This is a genomic window from Cupriavidus sp. HMR-1 (genome assembly GCF_000319775.1).
Classification (GTDB): domain Bacteria; phylum Pseudomonadota; class Gammaproteobacteria; order Burkholderiales; family Burkholderiaceae; genus Cupriavidus; species Cupriavidus metallidurans.
Genome location: NZ_ANKP01000028.1, coordinates 21,689 through 45,791, shown reverse-complemented (window position 1 = coordinate 45,791; position 24,103 = coordinate 21,689). Strand labels below are relative to the sequence as shown.

The window sequence follows — 24,103 nt, the reverse complement described above, 5'->3', positions numbered from 1 at the left end:
TCAGGCCCACGTCCGGACTTTGGTGGCGAGCACTTGGCGCAGGTTCCAGGTCACCACGCCCCACACGGTCATTTCCTGGGCGTCGGAGAACACGATCGGCGGGTACGCTGGGTTGGCGGCCACGAGCTTGACCACCCCGGCCCGGCGGTACAGGCGTTTGACCGTGAACTCCCCATCGACGCACGCGAGCACAATCAGGCCGTGCTTCGGTTCGATCGAACGGTCCACCACCAGCTTGTCGCCGTTCCAGATTCCGGCCCCGCTCATGCTGTCGCCCTCGACGTTGAACAGGAAGGTCGACAGCGGGTTGAGCACCAGGACGTCGTTCAGGTCGATGCGACGCTGGGCGTGATCCTGGGCTGGGCTCGGGAAGCCCGCCGGCACGCGCGAAAGCGCCTCGACGATGAAAAGAGCGGCCGGGTCCTCGGCGAGGGGGACGGGGTGGTTCATGGTGATGCAAATACTGTATGGATATACAGTCTAGCAGGTGAGATTGCCGTTGGGGAGTTCGACGTGATCGCGACATCCCTGTGGCACCGGAGCTTTTGATTACAATCGTCGGACATAGGATGGGGCTGACGACACGGCTTGGCAGCCCCGTAATGCGTGCCGTTGCGCGAGGGCGGGAGAATCCTGTGCGCTGCGGGGGCGCCCAAAACGACAATAGACGGGAGCGGTTTTGAGCATTCAAACGGTTTCGGGGTCGCAGTTCGCCAGAATGTTTTGCCTTCGCCCAACGCAATACGCATGGTTTTTGGGGGCCGGTGCCTCAGCCGCTGCCGGAATACCAACCGGCTACGCGATGATCACCGACTTCAAAAGACGGATCTTTTGCGAGCTGTCTGGCGCCAAGCTCAAGGAGGTTGATGCTGACGATCCGCTTTGGATTCAGCGCATCGACGCGTTCCTCGCGTCACGATCGGTCCTCCCGCCGCCGAACGATCCGACGGAGTACGCCGCGGCATTTGAGGCGGTCTACCCAACGCCGCAGGACCGGCGAAACTACATCAGCTTGGCGGTGCAAAAGGGCACGCCGTCCTACGCGCACCGGGTGCTTGCAGGGTTGATCACCACCGGTCGCGTCCCTTGCGTGTTCACGACCAACTTCGACAGCCTGGTGGAAACCGCGGCGACGGTGACGGACCAACTTGTGGCTCCCGATGACCGCGCGAATCTATCGGTCTCGGGTATCGACAACGCGGAACGTGCGATGCACGCTCTGGGCGAGAGCCGCCCGCTCTTGGCGAAGATCCACGGCGACTATCAGTCGGTCAGCCTGAAGAACACCACCGACGAACTGCGCGAGCAAGACGCGCAGATGCGTACGGTCCTGACAAGTGCTTGCGGGCGGTATGGCCTGGTCGTGATCGGCTACAGCGGACGCGACGCTTCCGTGATGAATGCTCTGAACGATGCTCTGGCCCAGCCCACGCCGTACCCCGCGGGGATCCATTGGGTAGCCCGATCGGCCGACGGATTGTTGCCAGACGTCCAGGCCTTTCTCGAGGCCGCAGTGGCCAAGGGCGTGCGGGTCACGGTCGTCGAGTGTCAGACGTTCGACGAGTTGGCGGCAGACATTGCCGATGGTTCGACGTGGCCGCAGCAGCTCGACGCCCACATCGGATCGTTCGCTCCGCCCAGCGTGGTTAGACCGGTGCCGTTGCCAACCAAGGAGCACAGCGCTTTCCCCATTCTTCGTTGCTCGGCCATCCCAGTGCTGGAGATGCCGAAGGTGGCGAGGCGCATCACGCTGGAGCGGAGCGTGACCACGCCGGATGCTCGTCAGATGCTCAGGGACGCCGACGTGTGGGCGATCGTCGCCAGCAGAGGAAAGGAAATAGCCGCGTTCGGGAATGACGAAGAGCTGGCTCGTGCCTTCGCACCAGCGGGCGGGCGGCTCGACGGTACGGTCAACCTGGCACCCGCCGACGACAGTTGGGCGCTCGGACTGCTATACGACGCCTTGACGCGAGCCGTCTGCCGAAATCGGCCGCTGAGGGTGCGCTGGCGGCGCAGTGGTCATGCGGTGATGGTTCGAGGTGACTCGGACAAGGAAACGCCCGAAGCTCGGGAGGCGCGGCTGGCCCGGCAAGCCAAGCTGCGGAACGCGTACTCGAGCGCGCTGTACGGGAAGACCCCGCAGGGATACCCGTTCCAGGAAGGGGTAGAGCTTCACCTGGAGCAGGCTGCCGATCGTTGGTGGTTGACGTTCGAGCCAGCCACCTTCGTCGACGTCCCCTATCCCGAACCCACGCAGGATCGGCCCGACGCCGAGACGAGCCTCGACCGTCCGCGCTTCGTTGACCCCACCATCGACTGGCGGCGGGAGCGATGGGCTCAGCGCTACAACCACGTTTGGTCGGCCATCATCGACGCGTGGGCCGATACGTTGGCCGGCGATGGGAGCCGCGTTCTGCTGACGACCGGCGTTCCCCAGGACGAGGGCATCGACGCCGTGTTCAAGGTTTCGCCCATCACGGCGTGGAGCCGTCCGAGCCATGAGCATGCGTACTTCCAAAGGAACCAGTAACGATGGACTACAACCTTTCGAAGGCGCCATCGTTTTCCTTGCTGGACGAGCCGGCTCTTACGTTTAGCAGCGAAGACACGGACCTCGATGAGAACCCGCTGCGCGGCCTTTTGCGTTTCGGTGCCTACAACGGCAAGACATTCCAGGGGTACACCCCGGAGCTTCGCGTCGCGACGATCGCCCCTGCGTCAGGCTGGCCGAAGCTCCGAGACCTGGTGAACACCATCCGATCGGGCCACGAGGCGAGCGACCGGCGCAACTACGTGCCGTCGTTTCCCGGATTTGAAAACCTGTTTCGCGTTCCGCTCGTTGCAGGACCGAAGGACGTGCACATTAAGTGGCCCGACGATCTCATGGCCCTTGCGCGCACCGGGGCGCCCCATGAGCGGTTGTTTTCGGCGATGTCGGAAGCCATGGCGCGTCTGGATGCGTTGCACGATCAGTTTGATGTCGTCTTGGTACATCTCCCTGATGCGTGGGCAACTGCATTCACGGCCAACGGATTCGACGCTCATGACGCGTTGAAGGCCCTTGGAGCCCGGTACGCCATCCCAACGCAGGTCATCAACGATCGTGTTTTCACATTCCGGCTCAAGGCGTCGTTGGCCTGGCGCCTGGCCATCGCGCTCTTCACCAAGGCGGGCGGCATTCCCTGGAAACTCGCGCCGATGGCCGGTGTGCCAGAAGACACGGCCTATATTGGTCTCGCCTACGCGTTGCGTGGCGACCCCAAGTCCGCACAGTTCGTCACATGCTGTTCGCAGGTTTTCGATGCGGACGGGGGCGGCATGCAGTTCGTCGCTTTCGAGGCCAAGGAGCAGGTGGCGGATCCGCGCGAAGCACGGCGTAACCCATTTCTCAGCCGAAGCGACATGCGGGCGGTCATGGCGCGTAGCCTGAGCCTCTACCTTGGGCGTAATGGTGGACGGCTGCCGCGACGTCTCGTCGTCCACAAAACGACGTCGTTCAAGGACGAAGAACTCCAAGGCGTTTTCGACGGCCTGTCGACGGTTCCAGAGGTGGAGTGCATCGAGATCGGCAGCAGCGCCACCTGGCGTGGCGTGTGGCTGAAGCAGGGGAAGAAGGGCGGACCCAAAAGTGTGCCTGATCGAGCGCCGGTGCCACGGGGAACTGTCCTCACGCGAACGGACCGGTCGGCGCTCTTGTGGGCGTCGGGCAATGCCCCGTCGGCAGCGCTCAGCGGGGCATTGTTCTTCCAGGGAAGCAAGAGCATCCCACGCCCGCTCAACATCATCCGGCACGCGGGCAGCGGACCGCTGGAAGTGGCTGCGTTGGAGACCCTCGCGCTGACGAAAATGGACTGGAACAACGACGCGCTGTACGACCCGGTTCCGGTGACCATTCGCTATTCGCAACGGCTGGCGCGGACCATTGCCAACGTCCCAGATCTTCCGGGGCATGCATACCCTTATCGCCTCTTCATGTGACTTCTATGTCGAGCCTGACCTCACGCGATCGTCGATGCCTGGAACCGTTCCTCGACATGGGCAGTGGCCTCGTGCTCAACTTCTCCGACCGAACGATGGGTGAGTTTTTCCAGGAGGAAGTTGGCCTCAACATCTATGACGAGAAGTACCAGTTCAAAGGCACGTCCAAGGCCAAGCGGATGCGCGCATTCTGGGAGCTGGAATCCGACCACACGGTCGCTCGGGCGCTCGACGCGCTGATCGAATGGGGTGAGGAGTTTCGATGCTTGCCGGACGACCCGCAACAGCGGGCCGCCGTCGAAGCAATCATTGCCCGGCTGAAACTCAGCAGTCCGGTCCCCGAGGTTGATGCCTTTACGGCGAGCGTCAACGCGCTGGACTTCACCGCTGCGGCGAAGCATATTCGGGCCGCGATCGAGGCGAACGAGCCCGCCACGGCTTTGGACCGCGTGCACGTCTTCATGATGAAGTTCTTGCGGACGCTCTGCGAGCGACGCGGCATTGCCGTTACGCGCGAGAAACCGCTGCACAGCCTGATGGGCGAGTACGTGAAGCACCTGCGTGGCGCCGGCCAGATCGAAAGCGAAATGACCGAGCGGATCCTCAAGACCAGCATCTCCACCCTGGAAGCGATGAACGCGGTGCGTAACGACCAAAGCCTGGCGCACGACAACCCCATGCTGAATCACGACGAGGCCGTTCTGATCGTCAGCCACATCGGTGGTCTTGTCCGTTTTCTCAAAACCATCGAAGCGAAGACTCAGGCCAGCCAGTCATGACCACCCAGAAGACCTCCAAACGCGGCGAGTTCAACCCCAACTGGCCAGTGCCCGACGAATACCTACTGGAACTGGGGCGCATGGTGAGCGTGTGGGGTTCCCTCGAATCGACGACGGCGGTCGCGATCTCGAAACTGGCCGGCTACGAGTCGCCGACCGACATCCGCGCGTTGGCGATGGTGGCACACAGCAACTTCCAGCAGCGGGTGGACATCGTAAGCTCCCTGTGCGGACAGCTCGTGGATCAGGTGCCTCATTTAAAGGACTACGAGGCCGTCATCAAGAAGGTCCGGGCAGCCCAGGCGGGGCGCAACAAGTACGCGCACAACGCGCTGTCTCTGGACGAGGATGGTCTGGTTCACATCGCATACATGTCGGCCCGCGGCACCTTCAAGACCAACGTTGAGATCGTGCGGGTCGCCGACATCAAGGAGGTCACCGCCAAGATCCACGAAGCGGCGGTGGCGCTGCATGGATTGATCACCAATACCGCGACCAAACCCATGTGGGAGCGCTGAGGCTCAGCAACGTGTTCGCCGCTGTCTGCGAAGACGCTCCATTTCGACGTGGAGCTGATGGTGCTTCGTCGCGATGCTGTGCAGCCGGATGTATTCCACGTCCTCCCAAAACCCGATGATCGCTGTGGCGAACCGATCGAGCAGCTCGCGAGGCAACAGCGCCTGCTCGAACGATGGCGGGGGCGGCGGGCCCACGGGTGGGTTGTCGTCGGACCAGGGGAATGGGGCCGACGACCAGTTGGGCCATAGCTCCCGGTTGCTGCGGAACAGAGCAATGGCGGACCGCCCGTCTCCGTGACGGCAAGCGTTGCCGACCCGTTGCAGCAGGTCCAGGTCCGCGAAGCTGGGGAAGGCGGTGAGGGCGATGCCTCGCAGTTCGAGCAGGAGATCGCTCAACTCGGACAGGCTTCCATCGCGCGCTATCCGGCGTTGGCGCACGCTCTGGGGCCCGGGCACGATGCAGGCGTTCAACCAGTTGCGGAGCTGACGCTCCCAGAGCGACTGGATGGAGAGGCAGAACGCCTGGATGGTCGCCTGCAACAGGGCTTGCCCGTCGGCGACGGCGAACATCCAGCCGCCCTCTTGGGTGGTGGCCCAGCGCTCGATGTCCGCGTCGATCGCGGCGAGGGCCGGGTGCACCACGTCGTTCAGGAACGCGCGGACCCGCGGACAGTGCAGGGCGAGCTGGACGTCCTCGAACTCGAAGCGGGTGTCCCAGCGGTGGGTGTCGACCGTGGTCATAGGCGTTTGCCCAAGCGGAACGTTCGAAGGCAGCGCTTCCACCACGTCCCTTTGGGGTAAGGGGACGGCAGGTCTCGAAAGCGGCGGGTAATGCGGCTCTCGGTGTCGTCCAGGAACAACCTCAGCCCCACGTTGCCTGGGCGCGGGTCCGTTTCTTCGAAGATCCGATCGAAGTCCGCGTGCTCCACCGGGTCCGGGCGACCGTCGGGCCACTTTGCGAACGCGTGGACGATCACGGCGGAATGCGGTTCGATCCCGCCGGTGCGCTGGGCCCGTGGGGCGGCGACCGGTTCGCGGTAGTAGGTCGGCTGGTGGTACGCGTCGCCTTGGAGCGCGAGGTAGAACAGGTGGCGCCAGTGCTCCTCGTGGTCGTCGGCGATCCGGCGGTGGACCTTCACCCCGATCTCGCGCTTCAGCGCCTTGTAGGTTTCCAGGTTGCGGGCGGCCGTCAGCCAGTTCAACCGGCTGGGCGGGACCGGGGCGGTCTGGGCCCCGTTGTCGGTCAGGGCGTTGTACGCGCGTTCGAGCGCATGCACGGCCTGGTCGAGCAGCGCCGCGCTTTTTTGGTAGCGCAACGGGCGGGTGATGGCGAAGACCGAGATGAGCACGGTCACCACCGGCACGGCACCCGCCAGCAACCGCAGCTCGCCTTCGGTGAGGTGCTCGATGAACGACATCGCCGCGGTCCAGGCGTGCGACAACCACGCGATCATGCCCGACCTCCGGGAGCGGGCACGCTCAACGCGACGGGCGCCAGGTCCACGCTCAGGCGGTACTCCATGAGCTGGACGCCCGGGGCGACCTTGCCGGCGTATTTGAGCTTGTCGCTGATCGAGTTCGCCACGATCACGCCGGACACGGTCTTGCCCTTGGCCACGTGGTGCTCGATCCAGCCCATGTAGCGCTGCACCTGACCCAGCGCGGCGTCCGGGCCTCGGCCCAGTTTCAGCTCGAACACCACGAAGTTGCCATCGCGGTCCAGGAACACCAGGTCCGCGGGCCCGCAATCGGTCTGGTACTCCACACCGTCACGTCCGTCGGCGTCGACGAACAGGGTCAGCGGGCCGTGTGCGGTGGTGCTGGGCGGGTTGCGCGCCAGGTAGTCGCGCAGGTGGCTTTCTAGGGCGAATGCACCACCCCCGAACCCATCGCCCACCGGCTCCGCGGCGTCGATGTCCGGAGCGGCGGGCACCTCCTCGGTGGAGTCGTCCACGCGGCGCACCTTCAACCCGTCGAGTGTCTCCTCGATCGCCCACAGGCCGTGCTTGTCCGGGTCGTACCACACCACCTTGCCGCGCCCGGTGGCGAACAGGAAGTCGTACCGGCCGTTGGCCAGGCGGGCCCTCTTGTTCTCGGGGTAGCCGACCCGGCCGACCCGGTTCACCGTGCAGATCGCGATCTGGCAGTTCACCGTCCCCTCGTTCAGGTCGGGGTGCTCATGCGCCAGGATCTGCTTGATCTCCGCGTTGCTGGTCTCGCGACCGAGCGGCCGCACCGCGTCACGGATGAGTTGCCAGATTGGCGGGCGTGGGGTGGTGGGGGCGGTGCTCACGGCTCGGGTCCTCGCGTTGGTCGTGTCGCCGGGCGCCACGCCCAGGCAGGCACCGATTGAACCACGTCGCGTCGTGCGGGCACCAGCGGAAAAGTGTTGCTCTCTCGCGCTGCGCGACACCCCGGGGGCGTAGGCCCGGGCAGGAACCACGGTGCTGACGCCAACGAGGCCGTAGGCACCGGGGTTCGCGCGCAGGAGCCTCGGGCTCCGAGGAAGGTGACAGGGGGCACGGTCGGTCCGTACGGGAAAAGGGGTGCTTCCGAAGCACCCCTTCGTCGTTCCGCCGCCGGACCACCCTGTTAAACCGGCGGCACCACCGCCATCATTGTCGACAGGTCGATCACGACCGCGTTCTTTTTCGGTACCGCGATCACCGGCTGCGTCGCGGGCGGCACCGTCACGACCTCCGGCACCGCGCGGAGCTGTTCCGGCGTGAACGTGCGGTGCCCACCGGTCCACTGCTTGCCACGGCGGCGCAGGAAACGCCACGTGCTCGGCGCGTTCAGCAGGGCCTTCACGCGGACGTGGTCCGCCGGGTTCTTCGCACGCACGACGTAGCCCGACGCCCAGAGGAAGCGCCCGCCCAGATCCGCCGGCGTCACGTCCAGCACGTCCATGGGGCCTTTGGCCATGCACGGCACGAGCAGCAGGCGTTCGTCCGGGGCGAACGCATAAAACCCCTGCTTGCGACCGTAGGCGTACCATGCCTCGTAACTGCGCAGATCGCCCCCGTCGCGCGCCAGCAGCAGCGCCGAGTGATCGCGGAACCAGTTGAGCACTTCGGGATTGAGCGCCGCTTCCGCGATCAGCTTCAGGTCCTCTCCATACGGGAAGAGCAGACGGTCCGACGCGAGGGCATCGGCCAGCGTCTTGACCTTGGTGAGCTTCAGGAACAGCGGCGCGTCGGCCACCGGCAGGCGTACCGCGCGCCCGTGGCGGTTGACCGCCTGCACCGCGTCACCGTCCACCGTGCCGTTCTGTACGATGTACGCCCCGTTGGCGTTGGTGTTGACTCCCACCAGCACATCGGCGAGATCGCCCACGGTGAGGGCTTTCGGGTCGATCGCGTCCCCGGGCATCGCCGGGTCCAGCGCCCATGCGGCCGGGCCCATCGCTTCGTCTTTCTGGCGGAACGCCACCGTCCACGGGGTGTCGCTCTCGTGGGGCATGTCCGTGCGGAACAGCACCGGCGCCTGAGTGGCGGGGCCCGTCACCACGATGGCGGTCAGCACGCTCGCGCCCAGCGGTCCGAGGAAGACGCGGCGATGCTCGAAGTCCACGACCGAGCGGACGCGCGGGCGCAGCAGGTTGCGCAGCGCCGTCCCCGCCTTGGTGCGCATCCATGCGTTGGGGGCGATCACCACCGAGCGGGTGGACTGGGTTTGCGCCTGCTCGATGAAGGCCTGATACAGGTCGGTCATCCCCTTGGCGCAGGTGCTGAACGATGCGCGGACACGGGCGGCATAGTCCTTCGGCAGCTTGCCCAGCCCAACGTACGGCGGGTTGGCGATCGTCACGGAGAACGTGCGGTCCGACCACCCGGCGAACAGGGCATCGCCAACGCGGGCGTTGAGCTCGGTGGTCACCCCGTGCTCGGCGAAATACGAGCGGTAGAGCGCGCGGAGGTCCTCCACCGCCTGACCGTCCAGATCGCCCACGAAGAGCTTGGCCTCGGCCCAGCGCGCGACCTGCTCGTGCGTGAATCCGCGGGCCAGCCATTCCGCGATGATCGCGAACACCAGCGACCCGCGACCGCAGGACGGTTCGAGCACCGTCTCGTGGGGCTGCAGACGGGCCAGCTCCACCATCGACGACGCCAGCTCGAACGGCGTGTAGACCACCCCGCCGACCATGCGACCCTGGGCGTCCAACCCCGACGCGCGGACCAGTTCGGCGATGCGCGCGTACACCGCCGGGATCGTCATGGGGGCGACGGCGGCGTCCACCGGAGCAACCACCACCGTGGCCACCGGCTCGGTCGGTTCGACCACGTGTTCCGCTTGCTCGGCGGCCGGTTGCTCCACCGGTTCGGCGAGGCCCGCAAACCAGTCGGAGGCGATGAGCTGGCGATCGGCCACGGCGGTCGTGTAGGCCTGCACCATTTCCGGGTTGGAGATGCTCGGGCACCCGGCGACGCAGGCCTTAATCGACGACCAGTCCACGGCCTCGAACACCGCACGGACCTCGGCGACCTGGGTGCGGTCGGTCACGCGCACGAAGCGATGGGAGTTTTGGCTCAGGTGTTTGGCGTCGAGGTCCTTCACCGCGCCGGCGTTGACCCCGATGCGTTGGATCGCGAAGTCCGCGGTGTCGCACTGGGCGTACGGCACGAACGCGAAATCCGCGTGCGTGGTGGGCAGCACGGTCAGCGGGCGCTGCTCGTCGCGGCGCTCCCAGACCTGGAATACCGTGGGCACCTTCGCGGGTCCGCCCTCGAATACAAACGCGTCGAGCGGCAGCACCTCCTCGTGGACGAGGTGGAACGCGCGGTCGAGCTGGTTCTGGACCGACGGCTTTTGCCACGAGCGCGGCACGATGAACGCGATGCGTTCGGCACCCAGTTCTGCGCAGCGGTTGAAGAACGCCACGTCGTGCTTGAACGGCGGGTTGCCGACCACCACCAACGGGCGATCGTCACCGTCGGCGGTGGCCGGCGGCGTCCAGTTCAGGAAATCCGCCTGAACGGCCCCCGCGCACTTCGGATCGAGGTCCACCCCAAGGGCGTCCTCGGGCAGCAGCGACAGGAACGCCCCGGTGCCGCACGACGGCTCGAGCCAGCGCACGTCGTGCGACCAGCGATCACCGAGGTGGTCGGCGATCAGGTCGGCCAAAAGGCGTTGAGCGAGTTGGGGGTTGGTGTAAAACTGGTCGAGATCACGACCGATGGAGTGCTTGGTCTTCACGAGGTCCGCTCCGGAGTGGGTGGACCTCTACTTTTTTCTCCCACACCTCCAAACCTGAGTCGCTCGACCCCCGGTCGGCGGCGCGGGTCACGACTCAAGCCCGGCGCCGACATCGACCACGGCTAAAATGCTCCGACGTACAAGGAGCGAGCTGGGCATGGCCACGAAGCGGAAGAACGAGAACGACTGGGAAAGCGTCCGGGGGCGGGCTTGGGCGAAATGGGTGCGTACGACGGCGGAGCGGATCATCAACGAGGACCCGGGGTTACCGCCTGGCCAGGCGTCGGCCAACGTCCGCAAGCACCTCGACGAGGAACTGAACAAGGCGAACGTCGCCCACAAGAAGCCGGCTAACGCGGCCCGGGGCCCGGACGGGCGCCGTATCGTGTCGGCGCGCGAAATGGACCGTCTGGTTGGTCGGGGAGGTAACGGCTGGTCCCGCTGGGAAGCGGGCGAGATCGTGCCCGGGCGGGCAAGAATCGACGAGCAGGAGAAGGCGACCGGCGACGCCACGCTCAACCGCAAGTTCTGGGAAGTGGTCGACGGGGTGGTTCCGGGCGCGTTGCAGTTCTGGAAGGTCGGCCCGTGTCGCGACGACCAGGACCGGCCTTTGCCGTTGTGGGCGATGATGCAGGGCATCACCGGGCGCGACGCGCTTTGGCTTCCCGTGCTTCGCTACCGCGAGGGAGCGTCGGACGGTCACCGGTCCGTGGCAGAAGTGTGCGAGCTGGATGGGGTGGCGTTCCACACGGAGGCCGGGACGTCGAAGACCGACGACCTGTCACGGGGGCTGCGAGCCTGGTTCGTCCCGGATGTACCGCCGAATGAAGAACCCACGGGTCTGCTGGATCGCAACGAGAAGTACCACGCGGACGTGTTGTCCCGCTTCACCGGTCAGGGGTTCATGCGGGCGATGCTGATCGGTTCGTCGACCGATCACCGCAAGAATCCGGACCGGCAGGATGAGGTCGTGCCGCCGGCCGTGCCCCCCGACGAGGGCTATCTGTATGTGGCGGAAGCGCTGGTGTTGGCGGTGGCGACCAGCATCAGCGCGGGCGAGCGCCAAGGCCTTGAATGGCGGAAAGACTACTTTGAGGAGCGGGTGTTCCACGTCCTGCGGGCCGTGCGACCGCGCGTCCTGGCCTACGCCGCACGGTTCGGCGTGGAGGCGGGCGTGCGTCGCTGGCTCCGGCGCCTACACAGCGACTATCTGGACCGTAACGGCTACGGTTTCACCCCCGCGCCAGCCGACTTCGTGGGCAAGGATCCGGAGGAGGTGGCATTCCGAGGGGCGCGGAAGAACCGCCCCCTGGGCGCGGCTCGGTACTCCGCCAAGACGCGCGTGACCACGCCGACCACCACGTCCAGCGACTGATCCCCCGCTGGCCCGGCCCCCCCACCGGGCGAAGCCGTCCTCCCTCGGCAACGACCCGATGGGAGCGACGGGAGCAGCCCCGTCTTGGGGTTCGCGTGCCACCGACCATCCCAGCTTCACCCGCTCCCTTGATCCCCGCCCGGAGGCGTGAGCGATCCTGCTTTCGCCCTCCGGGCCGTCGGCGTCCTGGCACCCCGATCCTCATCCCACGCGTGAGTCGTAACCCATCGGGTCGCACGGACCGCGCACGGCTCAGCACATCCCAGACTCCCCCTCAAACTCGGCTCCGTGGTTCTGCGGCAACGACGACCGCGTACCGCAGCGCGATGGCCGAACTGAGTCTTGGCCCTCCGATCGCGAAGCAATGGTCAAGACCCAGCGACCGGCTGAAGCCCGACCACACTTGACCCATCCGTCCCACACACAGGAGCAAAAGCATGTCGAACCGACCGCGCATCGAGGGCACCACCGAACGAACGACCAAGACGGTCAAGCTGCCCTTGGTCGATGTTCTCCCACTGATCCGCGCAGCCGGGTGTCACGCGGCGTGGGTCGCCCAGTTTCTCGTTCCGCAGGAGTTTTTCGACGCCTGCTCGTGCTCGGTGGACGAGGGGGGCGAGGCCACCTTCGACTTGTTTGCCCAACGCCTCTGGACCACGTTGATGTTCGGCTTGTTGATGGGCCGTGCGCAACCCACGATCGTGCTCGCCATGCCTGAGCTTGCGGAGGAGGTGGCTGCACCGTAAAAGACCACGCCGCGATGTGTGAAATCTTGTTGCATCTCAATCAGTAATCGATCACCGACGAGGAGTTCGCAGCGATCAGCTCGGAGTTGCGACACATGCTCGGGAGTCTGAACTTCCAGCTCGCGCCGATGGCCGACGCCTAACCCATCCGCATCGCCCAGCGCTTGAGTCGTGCGCCGCGCTGGGCGACCCCCGACTCACGACTCAACCAATGCGGACCCCCTCGCGATACTGAGCCCATCGCGACCCCACACCCACGGAGCACCCCATGACAACCACCTTCGCCAACGCCTCCCTGTGCTGCGCAGCGTTTTTCGGCGACCTCGACGCGATCCGCGCGCACCTCGACGACGGGGCGGACATCAACGGCACGACCATGAACAACGCTGGCGAAGCGCTCACCCCGCTGATGTGGGCCAGCGCCGGCGGCCGCATCGAAGCGATGTATTTCCTGCTCGCGCACGGAGCATCGCCCACCTTCACCGACCCGCAAACCGGTGTGACCGCGTTGCACTGCGCAGCGATGGCCAACCAGCCGGAAGCGGTGGCGGTGCTGATGGTCCACGGCGCGGACCGCCACGCGACGGCGGACCACAACCGCGGCACCGAGCTGGTGAAGCCCATCGACCTGACACGGCCCGGCACGGCGGCGCACGCGCTGCTGAACCGCTGAACCCTGAATCGTCCCAACCACCACCAAGGAGCCTGCCATGACGATCAACCTCGACCCGATCCCCACCATCGACGTCCTCGAAGCGGCGATCCGTGCCGGCGACGGCCACACGGTCCGCACGCTGCTGCCGCTGGTGCCGGAGGCCCGCGACCACCGCGACGAACACGGGCAGGGCCTGCTGCACCTCGCGGCGCGCATGGGCAACAACAGCATCGCATACGCGCTGCTCGAACACTCGTTCGACCCGGAGGCATCGGACGCCAACGGAGAATCCCCGGCTGATGTGGCCGCCGCGTACGGAAACATGGGGGTGATCTACAACGTGTTGGCCGTGGAAGCGGTCTTCCCGCACGTGGATGCGATGCGCGCGGCGCTGGAAGCCCGCGACCTGGACGCGTTGCAGGCCGCGATCGACGAATGGCAGTACCAGCAGTCCTCGCTCGAGCGCCATGGGCTCGAAATGGGCATCACCTCGCCCCCGGATCTGCGCGAACCGCTGGGCCGCTTCTGGTACGGCGAAACGCTGGAAGCGACGGCCGAACGCATCGGTGGGGAGTTTGGCGCCGAAGCGCTGGCCCTGCTGATGACGCTGGACGGTTCCGGCTGCATCCATGTGGAGGACGACGACCAATAACCCAACCACCGATCCATTGCTGACCAATCACCCGTTTTCACACCAAGGAGCTTGACCATGACCACCCAGATCCAATGCACGTCCGCTGAGCTTCCGAACCTCATGCCGTTGCTCGCCACGCTGACCGACTTCACGCTGAACGTGATCCCGGCGGCGATCACTACCGCCGCACAGGCCGCGCAGGCGGTCGTACAGTCGGCGGTTCCTGCTCCGGTTGCGCAGGTGGCAGCACATGTTGCCCCGGTGGAGCAATCGTCGACCATGAGCACCACGGAGGTGATGGACCTGTTTGACTACGCCACGCCGCAGTCGGTGCACGACCTGATGGAGCGTGCCGAGATCCCGGTCGTTCAACGCGGGCGCACCAACCACTACGACCGTGCCAAGGTGCTGGCCCTGAAGAAGCTGTACAGCGAGACGTTCAGCCTGTCCGAAGCGTCGGAGCTGGTGGGCTACAAGAACCCGTCGGGCCTGCTGCTGCACATCGGGCAGCGTCGCATCACGCCGACGATGGTGGCGGGCCACATGCGCTTCCGCGTGAAGGACCTCGAGCAGTTCGAGAAGCTGCGCGGCCCGGTCCGCCGCCGCTGGTAAGCCCGGCACCACCACCCACATCACCGCAGTTCCAGCACCGCCCGCACCACCCGTATCACCCAGCGCCACGGCGCTCCTCCTCGCGACACGTCCGGGTCCTACCGGAGAGATCGCCCCGGTTCGTCGGGGGCACCCCACCGTCCCACGCATCCCCCAACGCCAACCACCGGGAGACCCCCATGGCCATGCAGAACCGCGTCCTCGGCACGCCATACGCGCGCCGTCCGATCGACCCGATCGCCGTCCAGGCGTCGGCCGCTCGCTCCGTTTCCATCCCCATGCCGCCGCACGGGGTCCCGTACGACTACTACGCGGCGGCGTACCTGCTGGCGGTGCAGACCGCCAACCAGCGCGGGGCGGTGCTCGCCCTCGACCTGGTGCGCAAGGCCCACACCGTCGACCTGCTGGGAATGGCGCTGTTGGGCGACCTGGCCGCCGGCGAGATGGTGGGGGTGCGCGAGACCTTGTCCTCGCCGTTGGCGGTGGAGCACCTGCACCGCGTCCGCTACCACCAGAACGACCAGGGCGGGGCGTTTGTCGCGTTCAAGGACCTCACGCCGCTGCACGTGGTGGCCCTGCACGGCATGGCGAAGTTCGTCCGTCCGCTGCTCAAAGCGGGGGTGAATCCCCGTGCGCGCACCGCGTGCGGCAAGACCGCTCGCGACCTGGCAGAGCGCCGCGGCCACCACGCGGTGGTGAAAGCCCTGACCGCCCGGGGCGCATGAGGGCCGCCCCCCGTTGAGTCGCGCCGCGCGTTTTCGACGAGCGGTCCGCGACTCAGCGGGGGAGGCCCGAGCCTGGACACTGAACCGGTCTCAACCAATCCACGAGGACACCACCATGCGCTACACCCCCATCGAACGGATCAACGCCACCCGCACGGCCAGCAAGGATCTGAGCTGGGACACGGGCACCTTGCTGTCGTGGACGACCTCGACCGTCGGTCTGGATCAAGCGGCCGAGGACAACCTGCCGATCGTCAATCGCTTGGTCGACGAACTGTTCAGCGGTCTGGGTGACTCGGGCGCTCCGCCCCGCAAGCTGATGGCCGGCCGTTTCAAGACCGTGGCGAAGCACATCGGCGCCGGCTCCCGTTGCTGCATCACGTTCGACATGGTGCTGCGCGCCAGCGCGACCACGTGGGCCTACAAGGCCACCTTCAGCTCCGGCTGCATCGAGTTCGCCGAGCTGGAAATCTCCGGCGTCCTGTAACCCCAGCCCCTGATCACCTCACCCGAAACCCACCAGGAGAACCGTATGGCCCAGAAAACCAGCACGAGCACGACCACCACGATGAAGGCGTTCACCGACCGTGTGGAGCACTTCGCGCAGACCAACCCGATCCGCTCGGGAGCGAAGGCGATCCTCGACGACATCATCCAGTTGCAGTTCAACGTGTTGTCGGTCACGGCCCCGATGACGTACGCGCTGACCGCGGGCTCGGCATGGTTCAACAAGGATCATCTGATCGCGCTGGAGGAGTACCGCGACCACCCGAAGGCATGGGCGGAGCAGTTGGCCCTTGGCGCGATGTACGTGGAGCTGGTGAAGACCTCGGCACCGTTCACCGATGTGATGGGGGACGTCTACGGGACCGCGATCGAACCGAAGCAGGCCAAGGCGATGGGTCAACACCTGACGCCGGAAGGACTGGCGGACGGGCTCGCGCGGTTCGCGGCCCAGAGCGGCCAGGGCGCAACGACCGGGGAGGCCTCCCGCCCGTTCAACCCGAACGAAGGGCAGATCGTTTGCGACCCCGCGTGCGGCAATGGTGCGCTGCTGCTGGCAAAGCTCCGTCAGGAGTTCGCGTCCCACGGGAAGGAAGGCGTGGCGCGCATGTACGTGTTCGCGAACGACATCGACCCCGCCATGATGAAGGCCACGGTGGTGCAGATCGTGCTGTCCAGCATCGTGCACAACGTACCGTTTGGCGGGCTGCGTGTGCATTGCTCGGACCTGATCCGCCACTACCACGACGCGAAGGCCGACACGGTGGCGGTTCAGATTTGCCCGGACGGGGCCCGCAGCGTGGAGCACGTCCGTGATGAGGCGGCCCGCAAGGCCGCGAACGCAGGTCAGGCGACGACGAGCACGGTGGCTTAACCGATCCGAACCACGGGGCGCGATGGGCGCCCTGTTCAACGCACAAACATCAAACCTGGAGAACTGCATGAACGACAAGCCGTACGCTAACGGGGCGATGATCAAAATGCTCGTCAACGTGTTTGGGGTGAGCCCGAACGAGTACGAGAGCGAACACGAGCAAACGTTGCTTCACTACGCGGCCTGGGCAGGAAATGCCGAAGCCGCCCAAGCGCTGATCGAGCTGGGGGCGGAGGTCGATGCCAAAACGCTCGACGGGCACACGCCGCTTCTTTTTGCCGTGCAGCAGCGCTCGGTCGACACCGTACGGGTGTTGATCGAGGCGGGGGCTGACGCGAACGCATGGGATGAGTCGAACCGCTCCATTCTCGATCATCTCTTTGTTGACAACATGGTTGAGACCACCCGGCGGAACGATCTGCGTGTGATCCGGCTGCTGCTTGACGGTGGGGCCGATCCGACGTTGGGCCTGACCTTTGCCCTCGGCGAGGACCATGGCTTGGGCGTGCGCGCGATGATGCGCGCCGGCGCCGACGTACAGGCCGCACGCGTGGACGTGGGCGACCAAGCTGGGGCATGCGCAGTCCGGCAGGTCGACATCCTCCGTGCGCGGCGTGAAAAAAACCAGGCGGACAACCGGCCCTGATGGGATCAAAACCCGGTGCTGACGCCAACGGGGCCGGAGGCATGGGGTTACCGCCAGGGAGCCGTAGGCTCCCCATCTTGTTGGCGCCACAGCACCACCTCGACCCGTGCCACGGCACAGCCTGGAATCATCTCCGTCGGCGTTTGACAAGCCCGCGTGACCTGCCATGGTGGTCCCACGGCCTAGCCGAGGCCAAACCACCGGAGGAGACCGCATGCAATACGCGCTGATCACGCTGAAAGACACGCCGTTCATCATCGACGCCCACGAGTTGAGCGCGCTGGACACGTTCCACGACGGCATCCGTGACCTCGGGCCCAAGCCCGACGAGAACGGCCCCCTGTACATCACGTACGGGGTCTACAAGCCGCAGCCCGGAATCGAGTGGGAGCAGGCAATGGGCCACCTGCTTGAACGCCAGGACGTCTGGCTGGGCCACATCGCCGGCGAGCACTGCCACACCCTCGGGTTCCACCAGGTCGCCCCGCTCCCGCCGATCTCGCACAGCGGGTCGTTCAGTATCCCGTTCGCCGCGCTCATCCATGCCCACGCGGATCTGATCGAGAAGATTGGCGACCACGACAGCAGCTAGGCCGTCACCGCCTTCGTGCGCTTCTGGGACATCACGCCGGCCAGCAACCTCCTCAACCGCAAGGGCCTGCTCGCGTTCAAGGGCATCGAGCGCCGCGGCACCACCTCCGTGACGAAGGAGAACTGGCGCGATCACGTGGACCCGGAGCGGCTCCTCCGGACGGCGCTCAAGATCCACTGACCAGGCCACCGCCCAGCACGCACGACCGTCACCCCAGGGTGGCGGTTTTGTTTTGCGCGCAGGGTTGACGGGGCCGTACAGGCCGCTAGGTTTGGGTGATGGGAGCGCACGGGTGCTCCCGCTCACCCGGATGGACCATGCAGACCTTCGATTTCGTTCTGAACGTGCGGCACGACGGGAGCCGCGACCTCGACGACGTGGTGGACGACCTCTACGAGGGCGGGTGCGACGATTCGATCATCGGGTCGGGCATCCCGGGGGTGCTGAGCTTGCGCTTCGCCCGGCAGGCGAGCAGCAAGGAGGAGGCGATCAGCAGCGCGTGGGCCAACGTCCGAGCGGTCCTGCCCAACGCCATCGAGTACCAGGGCTGACCATCCTGCAGGCGCGGGTCGACCGCTCGTCCACGAGGGTCGACCGTTCGTCGACTAGCACGAAGTTTCTGCGTTCGTCGCTCGCCAAACCGTTGCTTTAGTTGGTGGACCTTGTAGGTTGGAAGTATAGGCAACGCGCGTTCGACGCAACGCCACCACCACCCCAGGACCCCACCATGCGACCCGTTACCCCGGCTGATGCCACCGCCCGATTGTTCATCGACGCCGCCGCTGGCGAAAGCACGGGCGTCCTCGTGTGCGTCTGGTTCGGGGCGGACGTGTTCGCACGGAACGACCAGGGCCGCGACGCGCTGCAGATCGCGCTGGCCCACGGGCACGACGAGACCGCGGACGTCCTCCGGCAACTCCGGGGCGAGCCTGTCCTGGTCCATGGCCTGAACGCCGTCGTTCACTGAACCGGAGAGCAGAGCCATGTCCATCATGAAACCCCTTCAATCCTCGAACGACGCCGCAAGGATGTGGCAATACTTCATGGCGATGGATCGCTGCACCATGCAGTGGGGCCAGGGCCATCCCCTTTCGAGCGCGTACGACCGTCTTGTGGCGGCTGTTCAGCGCATCGGGGACGCCCATCCGGAACGGGTGGGGCGCCCGTCCAAGACCAAGGGGCCGAGCCGTCTGATGGCCGCGTTGCTCGTCAACGCCGAGGTCTCGCCGGACTCGGGCGTTCGGCTGCGCGAGGTCGCGCATTTTTTCCAGCACGCCCCGCTGGCTGACATCGACGCCCTGATGGTCTCCGGGGCCGCGGACCAGGAGGAGATGGGTGAGCAGGTCCTGAACGCCGCGATGAGCTACGGCCGCAAGGACGTGGTGGCCCGCATGATCCGCCGACTGGGCCGTGCTCACGTTGGGCACCTGGCGAGGTCCGAGGAGGTGGTGGCCGACGACACCTGCCTGGATGCTCTGCTGTCGGTGCACGACGAGGACAGCTTGAACGGGAAAACCGGGACCTACGACTGGATGCAGTTCATGCGGGCTCAGGTCCCGATGGAACGATTCCTGACCGTCGTCTACCCCAAGCTCCACGCGGCAGGGGCCAACTTGATGGCGAATGGGCCGGTCGGTCTCGGAGTCGACGACCAGATATGGCGGATCGTGAGCACTTGCGCGACCTCGCAGGCCGTCCATGCCCTCGACCTTTACCGCCACCAGGTGCTGGCCGCAGAACTGCGCGCCGTCGCCGACGAGGCGGCACCGGCACCTGCCGATCAAACCCGCGCCCGTCGGCGCCTTTGACGGGGGGGCGCATGGCGTTCCTTCGCAACCTGCTGAACCGCGTGACCGGCCGCGCCGTCGACGAACCGGAGGACCCGCCGTTGCCGATGATCGGCCCCACGGGATGGAGCCGGTCCTTGGTCGTGGTGGGCGCGATCCCGGAGCCCGTGGCCCGGCGCGAGGTGGTGCTGGACCTGGCCACGCTGCGGGCGGTACTGCACCAGCGCATGGTCGAGATCGACTGGAGCCTGGCGATGGAGGAGGACGCCGAACGCTCGGCGCTCGACGAGGCGGATCTGGACGGCACCACAGCGGACGACGCCACGGCCACGCACGACGACAGCCTGTTGCCATGACGGGGGAAGGCTCGACCCCGCGCCAACCAAGACCTGGGCACAGGGCCCACTCCCCCCGGTACCGCGAAGCGGCAGGAAGCGGGGCCCAGGGCCATGCGGCAGGTGCAGCGGTGCGTGGGGAAGGTGGCCGTCAGGAAGGGGTTGGAGTGGGGCGCGAGCCCCGGTTTTAGCCCGTGCCCTGGCACGGCTATTGACCGAGCCGAAAATCCCGCTAGGTTGAAGTCATGGGCAACGCGATCGCGGGGCTCGCCACCCTCCGGAGACCTTTCCCGCATGAACGACAATCGCTTGCCCCTCCGCTGGCTGGCCCTGATCCCGACGCTGGTCCTGTCGGTGGCCAACATGCCACCGTTCGTCCATCTCTGGTCCGCGACGGAGTCCAACGTCATCGGCGTGGCCGCCTGGCTCTCGCTGTTCCTGGGCTTCTGGCTGACCGCACCGTTTCAGCGGTGGATGCTCGACGAGGACCACGGGTCGTTCGATTGTTGGATCCGGTCGCTTGCGTTCGCTTGGTCGACCGCCCTATGGGCGACGTTTTTGCTGGTCTGCGGGACGAAGTACGCCCTTCTGGCCATGGGCCTGCACGGTCTGGCCTTCAACCTTGGCGCGCTGGCCTGCAGCGTGGCACTGGTCCTGTTCTTCTTCGTCGCGAGCGCTGGCCTCCTGCACTGGACCGAAGCCCGGACCAACGCCGCCCACCGCAAAGCCTTCCCGTCCCGCCACCACGTGTCCGACGAGGACGACGTGGACCTGTCCGAGTAATCGCCATGACCCATCCCAGTGAAACCCATCCGGACGACTGGCTCACCCGCCCGGACGTGGTGAGCGACGTGAGGGCGACCGCGCGACACGTGGACGACGACGCGTTCGGTCGGCGTCTCGTTCATGCGGGGGATCCCGTTCGAACGGTGGAGCAGGTGTTCGCGCGCCTGGGGCACCGACCGTCGGACCCGCACTACGCCGGGATGCGCCGACGGCTGGGCTTTTTCAGCGAGGTCATCCTCCTTGAGGATTGGGCGGAAGCCAAGCTGGACCACGAGCGGCGGGAACTGAGGGCCGCGGCGGACCAGGCCGCGCACGCCTCGGAACGCGAACAACCGAAGGGCCGCCGGCGCTTCTGAATCGGACCACACCATGACGATCACCACCAGCACCGCCCCCGGTTACCCGCTCGACGACTGGGCCTTGGAAGCGGCCATCAACGCGGGCAATACCGACTGGGTGGCCCAGGTCATCGCAGCCGGTGCGGACCTGACGCGTCGCACCACCGAACCGTCGGGCCGTTGCATGCACCCGGGCACCACCCCGTTGGGCCTGGCGATCGGCAACGTTGAGATCGTGCGCATGCTGCTCGACGCAGGCGCACCGGTGAACCAGGTGGCGGTCCGCTGGGGCGGTACCGCGCTGCACATGGCCGTGGTGCAGAGCATCGGCGACGGCACCATCGAGCTGCTGCTCAAGGCCGGGGCCGACCCGCTGCTCACCGACGCGAAGGGGCGGCGACCGATCGACTACCTGACCTGGGCCGTGGCCGACCACCTGTCCGACGGCGACAAGGAGCTGGTGCGCGTCGCCACCAGGTTCGCCATCGACACCGCCAAGGCCAACGGCCAGAAGCGTCCGAAGCGCCCGCAACGGCGTTGACCCAACGCTGTGCCCTGGCACGGACCATCAAACCGAGGAGGAGACCATGACCATCATCAGCAGCATCCAGCGCTTCCGGTACAACCGCTGCTGTCGCGCTGTCGAATCGCTGTCGCCCCAGGCGTCAGCATCCAGGCTTAACGCCCCCTTGAAGGTCGACGTGGTCCTGGATGTGGGCCATAAGGAAGGTCAACGTCGTCGTCTCACGCCGGTGGGTGTTGCAGGCCAACCGATGTGGCAGGCCGCTTTCAACCGGATTTGCTTGGGCACCGAGCTGGACGAGTGGGTCCCGCTGCTCGACGCCTACCTGGCGGCCGGCGCCACGGGTGTCACGCGCAACCAGGCGTTGACCGAGGCGGCGGCACGGGCGGCGGTGCAGGGTGGCCGTGGCCACCGTGGTGGAACCCTACCCCATGGCGCCAGGCTGGCCGATGGGACGTTCGTCTACGATTTGAAGCCCGACTTTGTTCCCACGGCGTTGAGCCATCCCGAGCTGCGAGAACTCCGCCAAGAAGTGCTGAACTTTGCGTTGCGCAACCTGTACATGAACCCGGAACTGGTGAAAGTCCTCCTCGCCGAAGGCGCTGAGCCGGGCTATCACGTGGTGCAGCATGCAGCCGAGGATGCGACCTACGACCCTGCGTGCCTGGCAAGTCTTGACTTGCTTCTGGACGCGGGTGGCGACGTGAGCGGCATCGAGCTCCATCTGTGGGCGGCGCTCCGCGAGGTGCGCGTCCACGTGGAAAACGCCGAGCTTCGCCAGTTCATCGAGGACATCGAGCTGAGCGCGGCGGCGGCCGAGATCGAGGTGGAGGCACCCCCTGTCCACCGTCCCCGTCGCCGGTTGTGACGCTGGGCGAGTCCCGGAGGCAAAACCCCGATCCGGAGGATCGGGCGATACGCTGACGCCCACCGACCATACTCAGCGTCCTACCGCGTGCCCTGGCACAGCTTGGGGTTGACAGGCCAGCACGACCCGTCATGTTGGGCTTACGACCCAACCGGAGGAGGAGACCCCGATGCCCAACCGTCACGCGCGCATTTTCAACGCTTTCCTGTTCGGTACCTTGGCCACGAGCCTGGTGGCGATCGCTGCCCTGATCGCCACCGCGGCCACAGCCCCGCGGGCCCACGCAGCGGGCGTGGTCACCGCCCCGACGATCACGCTGGGCGTCCCGCTCGCCACCGTGGGGCCGGCCTGCTCGGGGGACCCGTACGCGGCGCTCAGGCCCTGCGTGGTGCTCGACCGGGTGACGCCACCCCAAACCGACGCGATCACCGGGGACGGCTTCTACAGCGTGTACGGCGCGACGCCGAATCAGGGCGCACGCATGACGACCGTGGAGGTGGTGCACGGCACGGTCCAGGCCGTCGTCTACACGCTCGACCAGGCCTACGGTGACCCGGCGTGGGCGCGCTCGATTGCGCGCACGCTCGGCGCAACCGCGTATGTGCCAGGGCACAGGGCCGAGGATGGGTGGAGCGAGGAGGGGCACTGGGTCCTGCCGAACGGCGCGACGCTGACCGTGGGAAGTTCGGACGACGGGCAGGGCACCGACGTGCGGGTGGCGCTCCACGGCTGACCGCAGGGCCGGGCTTCTAGGTCATTGCCCCCGCGCCGTGGGCCGACTACCTGGCCAAGCTTATGGTGGCTTCGAGCAAGCCGGAAGCGCTCATCGGGCCGGCGCGATTAGGCTGCCATCCGCCTTAATCGAACTCACATGATGTGCGAGCACGATTTCCCCGAGCGCATTTGTCGCGTTGTAGACGACGCCGATAATGTGCCACGAGAAAATGCCGCCCTCTGATTCATTCAGGAGAAGCATTGGCCCGCCGCTGACTCCGCCTAAGTCGTAATCCTCTGCCGGAATGCCATGGCCCAAAGTGTCGATCCAGTTCTCTCGTTCGAAGGCGCATCCGAACTGACGTTCGCTCGAAGACGACACGGGCGTCAGTGCGACGTAGAATCCTTGATTGATCGTGTCTTCAGCGATCTGCCTGCGCTCGACGCCAGGAAAACCACCAAAAAACACGGCATCGCCCTCAGCAGCATTTCGTGGTGGCCAATCAGCGGGGCCATGGCAGATTTGCTTGTTTAGTGCCGCAATCTCGTCAGGCTCGATCTTGAAAGTTGCGATGTCGAGCACCGTTTGTCCGAGGGTGCAGATTAGTCGTTGCTCAAGACGGAACTCCAGCATACCGAGCTGGCAACGCAGAGCCGCGTGTTCTTCCCGCGCTTCAAGATACCCCTCATAGACATGCGCAGCGGTTACGAGGAAGGGACCTTGGCCGCAGTCGAGAATGAATGCTGTGCCGTTTGAAAGTATCGTCCACTCGCCACTTTCTTCGATCCCCCATGCCAACGGTATCGCGTAGTTTCGGGCATTATGGAGAAGCTCCTTGCCGAAGTCGCCTTTCAACAACGTGATTGCTTCGTCTAGATTCATGATATTGACTCTTGCGTTGAGCCGTAGGAGACGTC

The 24,103-nt window shown here is 66.0% G+C and carries 30 protein-coding genes; 24 read left to right on the top strand and 6 right to left on the bottom strand.

The features are described from left to right. On the bottom strand, nucleotides 1–450 hold the full coding sequence (gene umuD / locus D769_RS03335; RefSeq protein ID WP_008642084.1) for a translesion error-prone DNA polymerase V autoproteolytic subunit: 450 nt from the start codon (nucleotides 448–450) through the stop codon (nucleotides 1–3). 352 nt (nucleotides 451–802) lie between these two features. Here umuD and D769_RS03330 point away from each other — a divergent pair, with 352 nt between their 5' ends. Genes D769_RS03330 through D769_RS03315 form a run of 4 tightly spaced genes read left to right on the top strand, consistent with a single transcriptional unit; the run spans nucleotide 803 to nucleotide 5,275 of the window. Further along, complete coding sequence (locus D769_RS03330) at nucleotides 803–2,530, top strand: SIR2 family protein (RefSeq protein WP_008642082.1); 1,728 nt, start codon at nucleotides 803–805, stop codon at nucleotides 2,528–2,530. A 2-nt stretch (nucleotides 2,531–2,532) separates the two neighbouring features. Further along, nucleotides 2,533–3,978, top strand: coding sequence for a piwi domain-containing protein (locus tag D769_RS03325; RefSeq protein ID WP_008642081.1), 1,446 nt, complete (start codon nucleotides 2,533–2,535; stop codon nucleotides 3,976–3,978). A 5-nt stretch (nucleotides 3,979–3,983) separates the two neighbouring features. Then, a complete protein-coding gene (locus D769_RS03320; RefSeq protein WP_040010839.1) occupies nucleotides 3,984–4,757 on the top strand; it encodes an abortive infection family protein in 774 nt (257 codons plus the stop codon). Continuing rightward, on the top strand, nucleotides 4,754–5,275 hold the full coding sequence (locus D769_RS03315; protein ID WP_008642077.1) for a hypothetical protein: 522 nt from the start codon (nucleotides 4,754–4,756) through the stop codon (nucleotides 5,273–5,275). Before D769_RS03320 ends, D769_RS03315 begins: the two co-directional genes overlap by 4 nt. A 3-nt stretch (nucleotides 5,276–5,278) precedes the next feature. Here D769_RS03315 and D769_RS03310 read toward each other — a convergent pair whose 3' ends face one another. The 4 genes from D769_RS03310 to D769_RS03300 form a co-directional block, all read right to left on the bottom strand. Beyond that, the gene (locus D769_RS03310; RefSeq protein ID WP_008642076.1) at nucleotides 5,279–6,016 is read right to left on the bottom strand and encodes a hypothetical protein; all 738 of its coding nucleotides are present in this window, start codon (nucleotides 6,014–6,016) and stop codon (nucleotides 5,279–5,281) included. Next, nucleotides 6,013–6,729: a hypothetical protein gene (locus D769_RS30605; protein ID WP_008642074.1), complete on the bottom strand. Its 717-nt coding sequence runs from the start codon at nucleotides 6,727–6,729 to the stop codon at nucleotides 6,013–6,015. Before D769_RS30605 ends, D769_RS03310 begins: the two co-directional genes overlap by 4 nt. After that, entirely contained in the window at nucleotides 6,726–7,568 is an 843-nt protein-coding gene (locus D769_RS03305) for an endonuclease NucS domain-containing protein (protein WP_008642073.1), read from the bottom strand. The genes D769_RS30605 and D769_RS03305 overlap by 4 nt, the downstream gene beginning before the upstream one ends. Nucleotides 7,569–7,867: 299 nt before the next feature. Continuing rightward, on the bottom strand, nucleotides 7,868–10,471 hold the full coding sequence (locus D769_RS03300; RefSeq protein WP_008642072.1) for an N-6 DNA methylase: 2,604 nt from the start codon (nucleotides 10,469–10,471) through the stop codon (nucleotides 7,868–7,870). A gap of 157 nt (nucleotides 10,472–10,628) precedes the next feature. Between D769_RS03300 and D769_RS03295 the strand changes: the two genes are divergently transcribed. From D769_RS03295 to D769_RS03205, 20 genes are all read left to right on the top strand, one after another. After that, nucleotides 10,629–11,846: a hypothetical protein gene (locus D769_RS03295; protein ID WP_008642070.1), complete on the top strand. Its 1,218-nt coding sequence runs from the start codon at nucleotides 10,629–10,631 to the stop codon at nucleotides 11,844–11,846. 437 nt (nucleotides 11,847–12,283) lie between these two features. Beyond that, a complete protein-coding gene (locus D769_RS03290) occupies nucleotides 12,284–12,592 on the top strand; it encodes a hypothetical protein (RefSeq protein ID WP_008642068.1) in 309 nt (102 codons plus the stop codon). A gap of 268 nt (nucleotides 12,593–12,860) precedes the next feature. After that, nucleotides 12,861–13,265 carry an ankyrin repeat domain-containing protein gene (locus D769_RS03285; protein ID WP_008642067.1) on the top strand — a complete coding sequence of 135 codons (405 nt, stop codon included), beginning with the start codon at nucleotides 12,861–12,863 and terminating at the stop codon, nucleotides 13,263–13,265. 37 nt (nucleotides 13,266–13,302) lie between these two features. Further along, entirely contained in the window at nucleotides 13,303–13,899 is a 597-nt protein-coding gene (locus D769_RS31635) for an ankyrin repeat domain-containing protein (protein ID WP_008642066.1), read from the top strand. Between the two features lie 57 nt (nucleotides 13,900–13,956). Further along, on the top strand, nucleotides 13,957–14,493 hold the full coding sequence (locus D769_RS03275; protein ID WP_008642065.1) for a hypothetical protein: 537 nt from the start codon (nucleotides 13,957–13,959) through the stop codon (nucleotides 14,491–14,493). A 179-nt stretch (nucleotides 14,494–14,672) separates the two neighbouring features. Continuing rightward, nucleotides 14,673–15,218 carry an ankyrin repeat domain-containing protein gene (locus D769_RS03270; RefSeq protein ID WP_008642064.1) on the top strand — a complete coding sequence of 182 codons (546 nt, stop codon included), beginning with the start codon at nucleotides 14,673–14,675 and terminating at the stop codon, nucleotides 15,216–15,218. Nucleotides 15,219–15,333: 115 nt separating this feature from the next. Continuing rightward, nucleotides 15,334–15,705: a hypothetical protein gene (locus D769_RS03265; protein ID WP_008642063.1), complete on the top strand. Its 372-nt coding sequence runs from the start codon at nucleotides 15,334–15,336 to the stop codon at nucleotides 15,703–15,705. Nucleotides 15,706–15,750: 45 nt separating this feature from the next. Next, the gene (locus D769_RS03260; protein WP_008642062.1) at nucleotides 15,751–16,596 is read left to right on the top strand and encodes an N-6 DNA methylase; all 846 of its coding nucleotides are present in this window, start codon (nucleotides 15,751–15,753) and stop codon (nucleotides 16,594–16,596) included. A gap of 67 nt (nucleotides 16,597–16,663) precedes the next feature. Beyond that, the gene (locus D769_RS30600) at nucleotides 16,664–17,242 is read left to right on the top strand and encodes an ankyrin repeat domain-containing protein (protein WP_008642061.1); all 579 of its coding nucleotides are present in this window, start codon (nucleotides 16,664–16,666) and stop codon (nucleotides 17,240–17,242) included. Nucleotides 17,243–17,456: 214 nt separating this feature from the next. Further along, entirely contained in the window at nucleotides 17,457–17,834 is a 378-nt protein-coding gene (locus tag D769_RS03250) for a hypothetical protein (protein ID WP_008642060.1), read from the top strand. 15 nt (nucleotides 17,835–17,849) lie between these two features. Next, nucleotides 17,850–18,014 (top strand): hypothetical protein, encoded by a 165-nt coding sequence (locus tag D769_RS32215; protein WP_008642059.1) that lies wholly within the window; start codon nucleotides 17,850–17,852, stop codon nucleotides 18,012–18,014. Between the two features lie 137 nt (nucleotides 18,015–18,151). After that, nucleotides 18,152–18,385, top strand: a complete 234-nt coding sequence (locus D769_RS03245) for a hypothetical protein (RefSeq protein WP_008642058.1) — start codon at nucleotides 18,152–18,154, stop codon at nucleotides 18,383–18,385. 176 nt (nucleotides 18,386–18,561) lie between these two features. Next, nucleotides 18,562–18,801, top strand: a complete 240-nt coding sequence (locus tag D769_RS03240) for a hypothetical protein (protein WP_008642057.1) — start codon at nucleotides 18,562–18,564, stop codon at nucleotides 18,799–18,801. 16 nt (nucleotides 18,802–18,817) lie between these two features. Continuing rightward, complete coding sequence (locus D769_RS03235) at nucleotides 18,818–19,642, top strand: hypothetical protein (protein WP_008642056.1); 825 nt, start codon at nucleotides 18,818–18,820, stop codon at nucleotides 19,640–19,642. Between the two features lie 11 nt (nucleotides 19,643–19,653). Further along, nucleotides 19,654–19,977, top strand: a complete 324-nt coding sequence (locus D769_RS03230; RefSeq protein WP_008642055.1) for a hypothetical protein — start codon at nucleotides 19,654–19,656, stop codon at nucleotides 19,975–19,977. Between the two features lie 273 nt (nucleotides 19,978–20,250). Beyond that, nucleotides 20,251–20,739 (top strand): hypothetical protein, encoded by a 489-nt coding sequence (locus D769_RS03225; RefSeq protein ID WP_008642053.1) that lies wholly within the window; start codon nucleotides 20,251–20,253, stop codon nucleotides 20,737–20,739. Nucleotides 20,740–20,744: 5 nt separating this feature from the next. Continuing rightward, nucleotides 20,745–21,098 (top strand): hypothetical protein, encoded by a 354-nt coding sequence (locus tag D769_RS03220; RefSeq protein WP_008642052.1) that lies wholly within the window; start codon nucleotides 20,745–20,747, stop codon nucleotides 21,096–21,098. A 13-nt stretch (nucleotides 21,099–21,111) separates the two neighbouring features. Beyond that, nucleotides 21,112–21,621, top strand: a complete 510-nt coding sequence (locus D769_RS30595) for an ankyrin repeat domain-containing protein (RefSeq protein WP_008642049.1) — start codon at nucleotides 21,112–21,114, stop codon at nucleotides 21,619–21,621. 46 nt (nucleotides 21,622–21,667) lie between these two features. Continuing rightward, the gene (locus D769_RS03210; RefSeq protein ID WP_008642047.1) at nucleotides 21,668–22,471 is read left to right on the top strand and encodes a hypothetical protein; all 804 of its coding nucleotides are present in this window, start codon (nucleotides 21,668–21,670) and stop codon (nucleotides 22,469–22,471) included. A 169-nt stretch (nucleotides 22,472–22,640) separates the two neighbouring features. Further along, nucleotides 22,641–23,204, top strand: a complete 564-nt coding sequence (locus D769_RS03205) for a hypothetical protein (RefSeq protein ID WP_008642044.1) — start codon at nucleotides 22,641–22,643, stop codon at nucleotides 23,202–23,204. Nucleotides 23,205–23,294: 90 nt separating this feature from the next. On the opposite strand, the gene D769_RS03200 is transcribed toward D769_RS03205, so the two are convergent. After that, entirely contained in the window at nucleotides 23,295–24,068 is a 774-nt protein-coding gene (locus D769_RS03200; protein ID WP_008642042.1) for a hypothetical protein, read from the bottom strand. Nucleotides 24,069–24,103: the final 35 nt, after the last annotated feature.

What these genes read in the sequence shown, in the direction of transcription:
- umuD (WP_008642084.1), bottom strand. Translation starts at nt 450, where the DNA reads ATGAACCACCCCGTCCCCCTCGCCGAGGACCCGGCCGCTCTTTTCATC.
- D769_RS03310 (WP_008642076.1), bottom strand. Translation starts at nt 6,016, where the DNA reads ATGACCACGGTCGACACCCACCGCTGGGACACCCGCTTCGAGTTCGAG.
- D769_RS03225 (WP_008642053.1), top strand. Translation starts at nt 20,251, where the DNA reads ATGAACGACAATCGCTTGCCCCTCCGCTGGCTGGCCCTGATCCCGACG.
- D769_RS03275 (WP_008642065.1), top strand. Translation starts at nt 13,957, where the DNA reads ATGACCACCCAGATCCAATGCACGTCCGCTGAGCTTCCGAACCTCATG.
- D769_RS03285 (WP_008642067.1), top strand. Translation starts at nt 12,861, where the DNA reads ATGACAACCACCTTCGCCAACGCCTCCCTGTGCTGCGCAGCGTTTTTC.
- D769_RS03245 (WP_008642058.1), top strand. Translation starts at nt 18,152, where the DNA reads ATGCAGACCTTCGATTTCGTTCTGAACGTGCGGCACGACGGGAGCCGC.
- D769_RS03290 (WP_008642068.1), top strand. Translation starts at nt 12,284, where the DNA reads ATGTCGAACCGACCGCGCATCGAGGGCACCACCGAACGAACGACCAAG.
- D769_RS03325 (WP_008642081.1), top strand. Translation starts at nt 2,533, where the DNA reads ATGGACTACAACCTTTCGAAGGCGCCATCGTTTTCCTTGCTGGACGAG.
- D769_RS03205 (WP_008642044.1), top strand. Translation starts at nt 22,641, where the DNA reads ATGCCCAACCGTCACGCGCGCATTTTCAACGCTTTCCTGTTCGGTACC.
- D769_RS03265 (WP_008642063.1), top strand. Translation starts at nt 15,334, where the DNA reads ATGCGCTACACCCCCATCGAACGGATCAACGCCACCCGCACGGCCAGC.
- D769_RS03200 (WP_008642042.1), bottom strand. Translation starts at nt 24,068, where the DNA reads ATGAATCTAGACGAAGCAATCACGTTGTTGAAAGGCGACTTCGGCAAG.
- D769_RS03270 (WP_008642064.1), top strand. Translation starts at nt 14,673, where the DNA reads ATGGCCATGCAGAACCGCGTCCTCGGCACGCCATACGCGCGCCGTCCG.
- D769_RS30600 (WP_008642061.1), top strand. Translation starts at nt 16,664, where the DNA reads ATGAACGACAAGCCGTACGCTAACGGGGCGATGATCAAAATGCTCGTC.
- D769_RS03210 (WP_008642047.1), top strand. Translation starts at nt 21,668, where the DNA reads ATGACCATCATCAGCAGCATCCAGCGCTTCCGGTACAACCGCTGCTGT.
- D769_RS31635 (WP_008642066.1), top strand. Translation starts at nt 13,303, where the DNA reads ATGACGATCAACCTCGACCCGATCCCCACCATCGACGTCCTCGAAGCG.
- D769_RS03320 (WP_040010839.1), top strand. Translation starts at nt 3,984, where the DNA reads ATGTCGAGCCTGACCTCACGCGATCGTCGATGCCTGGAACCGTTCCTC.
- D769_RS03330 (WP_008642082.1), top strand. Translation starts at nt 803, where the DNA reads ATGATCACCGACTTCAAAAGACGGATCTTTTGCGAGCTGTCTGGCGCC.
- D769_RS03230 (WP_008642055.1), top strand. Translation starts at nt 19,654, where the DNA reads ATGGCGTTCCTTCGCAACCTGCTGAACCGCGTGACCGGCCGCGCCGTC.
- D769_RS03240 (WP_008642057.1), top strand. Translation starts at nt 18,562, where the DNA reads ATGCGACCCGTTACCCCGGCTGATGCCACCGCCCGATTGTTCATCGAC.
- D769_RS03235 (WP_008642056.1), top strand. Translation starts at nt 18,818, where the DNA reads ATGTCCATCATGAAACCCCTTCAATCCTCGAACGACGCCGCAAGGATG.
- D769_RS03260 (WP_008642062.1), top strand. Translation starts at nt 15,751, where the DNA reads ATGGCCCAGAAAACCAGCACGAGCACGACCACCACGATGAAGGCGTTC.
- D769_RS30605 (WP_008642074.1), bottom strand. Translation starts at nt 6,729, where the DNA reads ATGATCGCGTGGTTGTCGCACGCCTGGACCGCGGCGATGTCGTTCATC.
- D769_RS03295 (WP_008642070.1), top strand. Translation starts at nt 10,629, where the DNA reads ATGGCCACGAAGCGGAAGAACGAGAACGACTGGGAAAGCGTCCGGGGG.
- D769_RS03315 (WP_008642077.1), top strand. Translation starts at nt 4,754, where the DNA reads ATGACCACCCAGAAGACCTCCAAACGCGGCGAGTTCAACCCCAACTGG.
- D769_RS03220 (WP_008642052.1), top strand. Translation starts at nt 20,745, where the DNA reads ATGACCCATCCCAGTGAAACCCATCCGGACGACTGGCTCACCCGCCCG.
- D769_RS03250 (WP_008642060.1), top strand. Translation starts at nt 17,457, where the DNA reads ATGCAATACGCGCTGATCACGCTGAAAGACACGCCGTTCATCATCGAC.
- D769_RS30595 (WP_008642049.1), top strand. Translation starts at nt 21,112, where the DNA reads ATGACGATCACCACCAGCACCGCCCCCGGTTACCCGCTCGACGACTGG.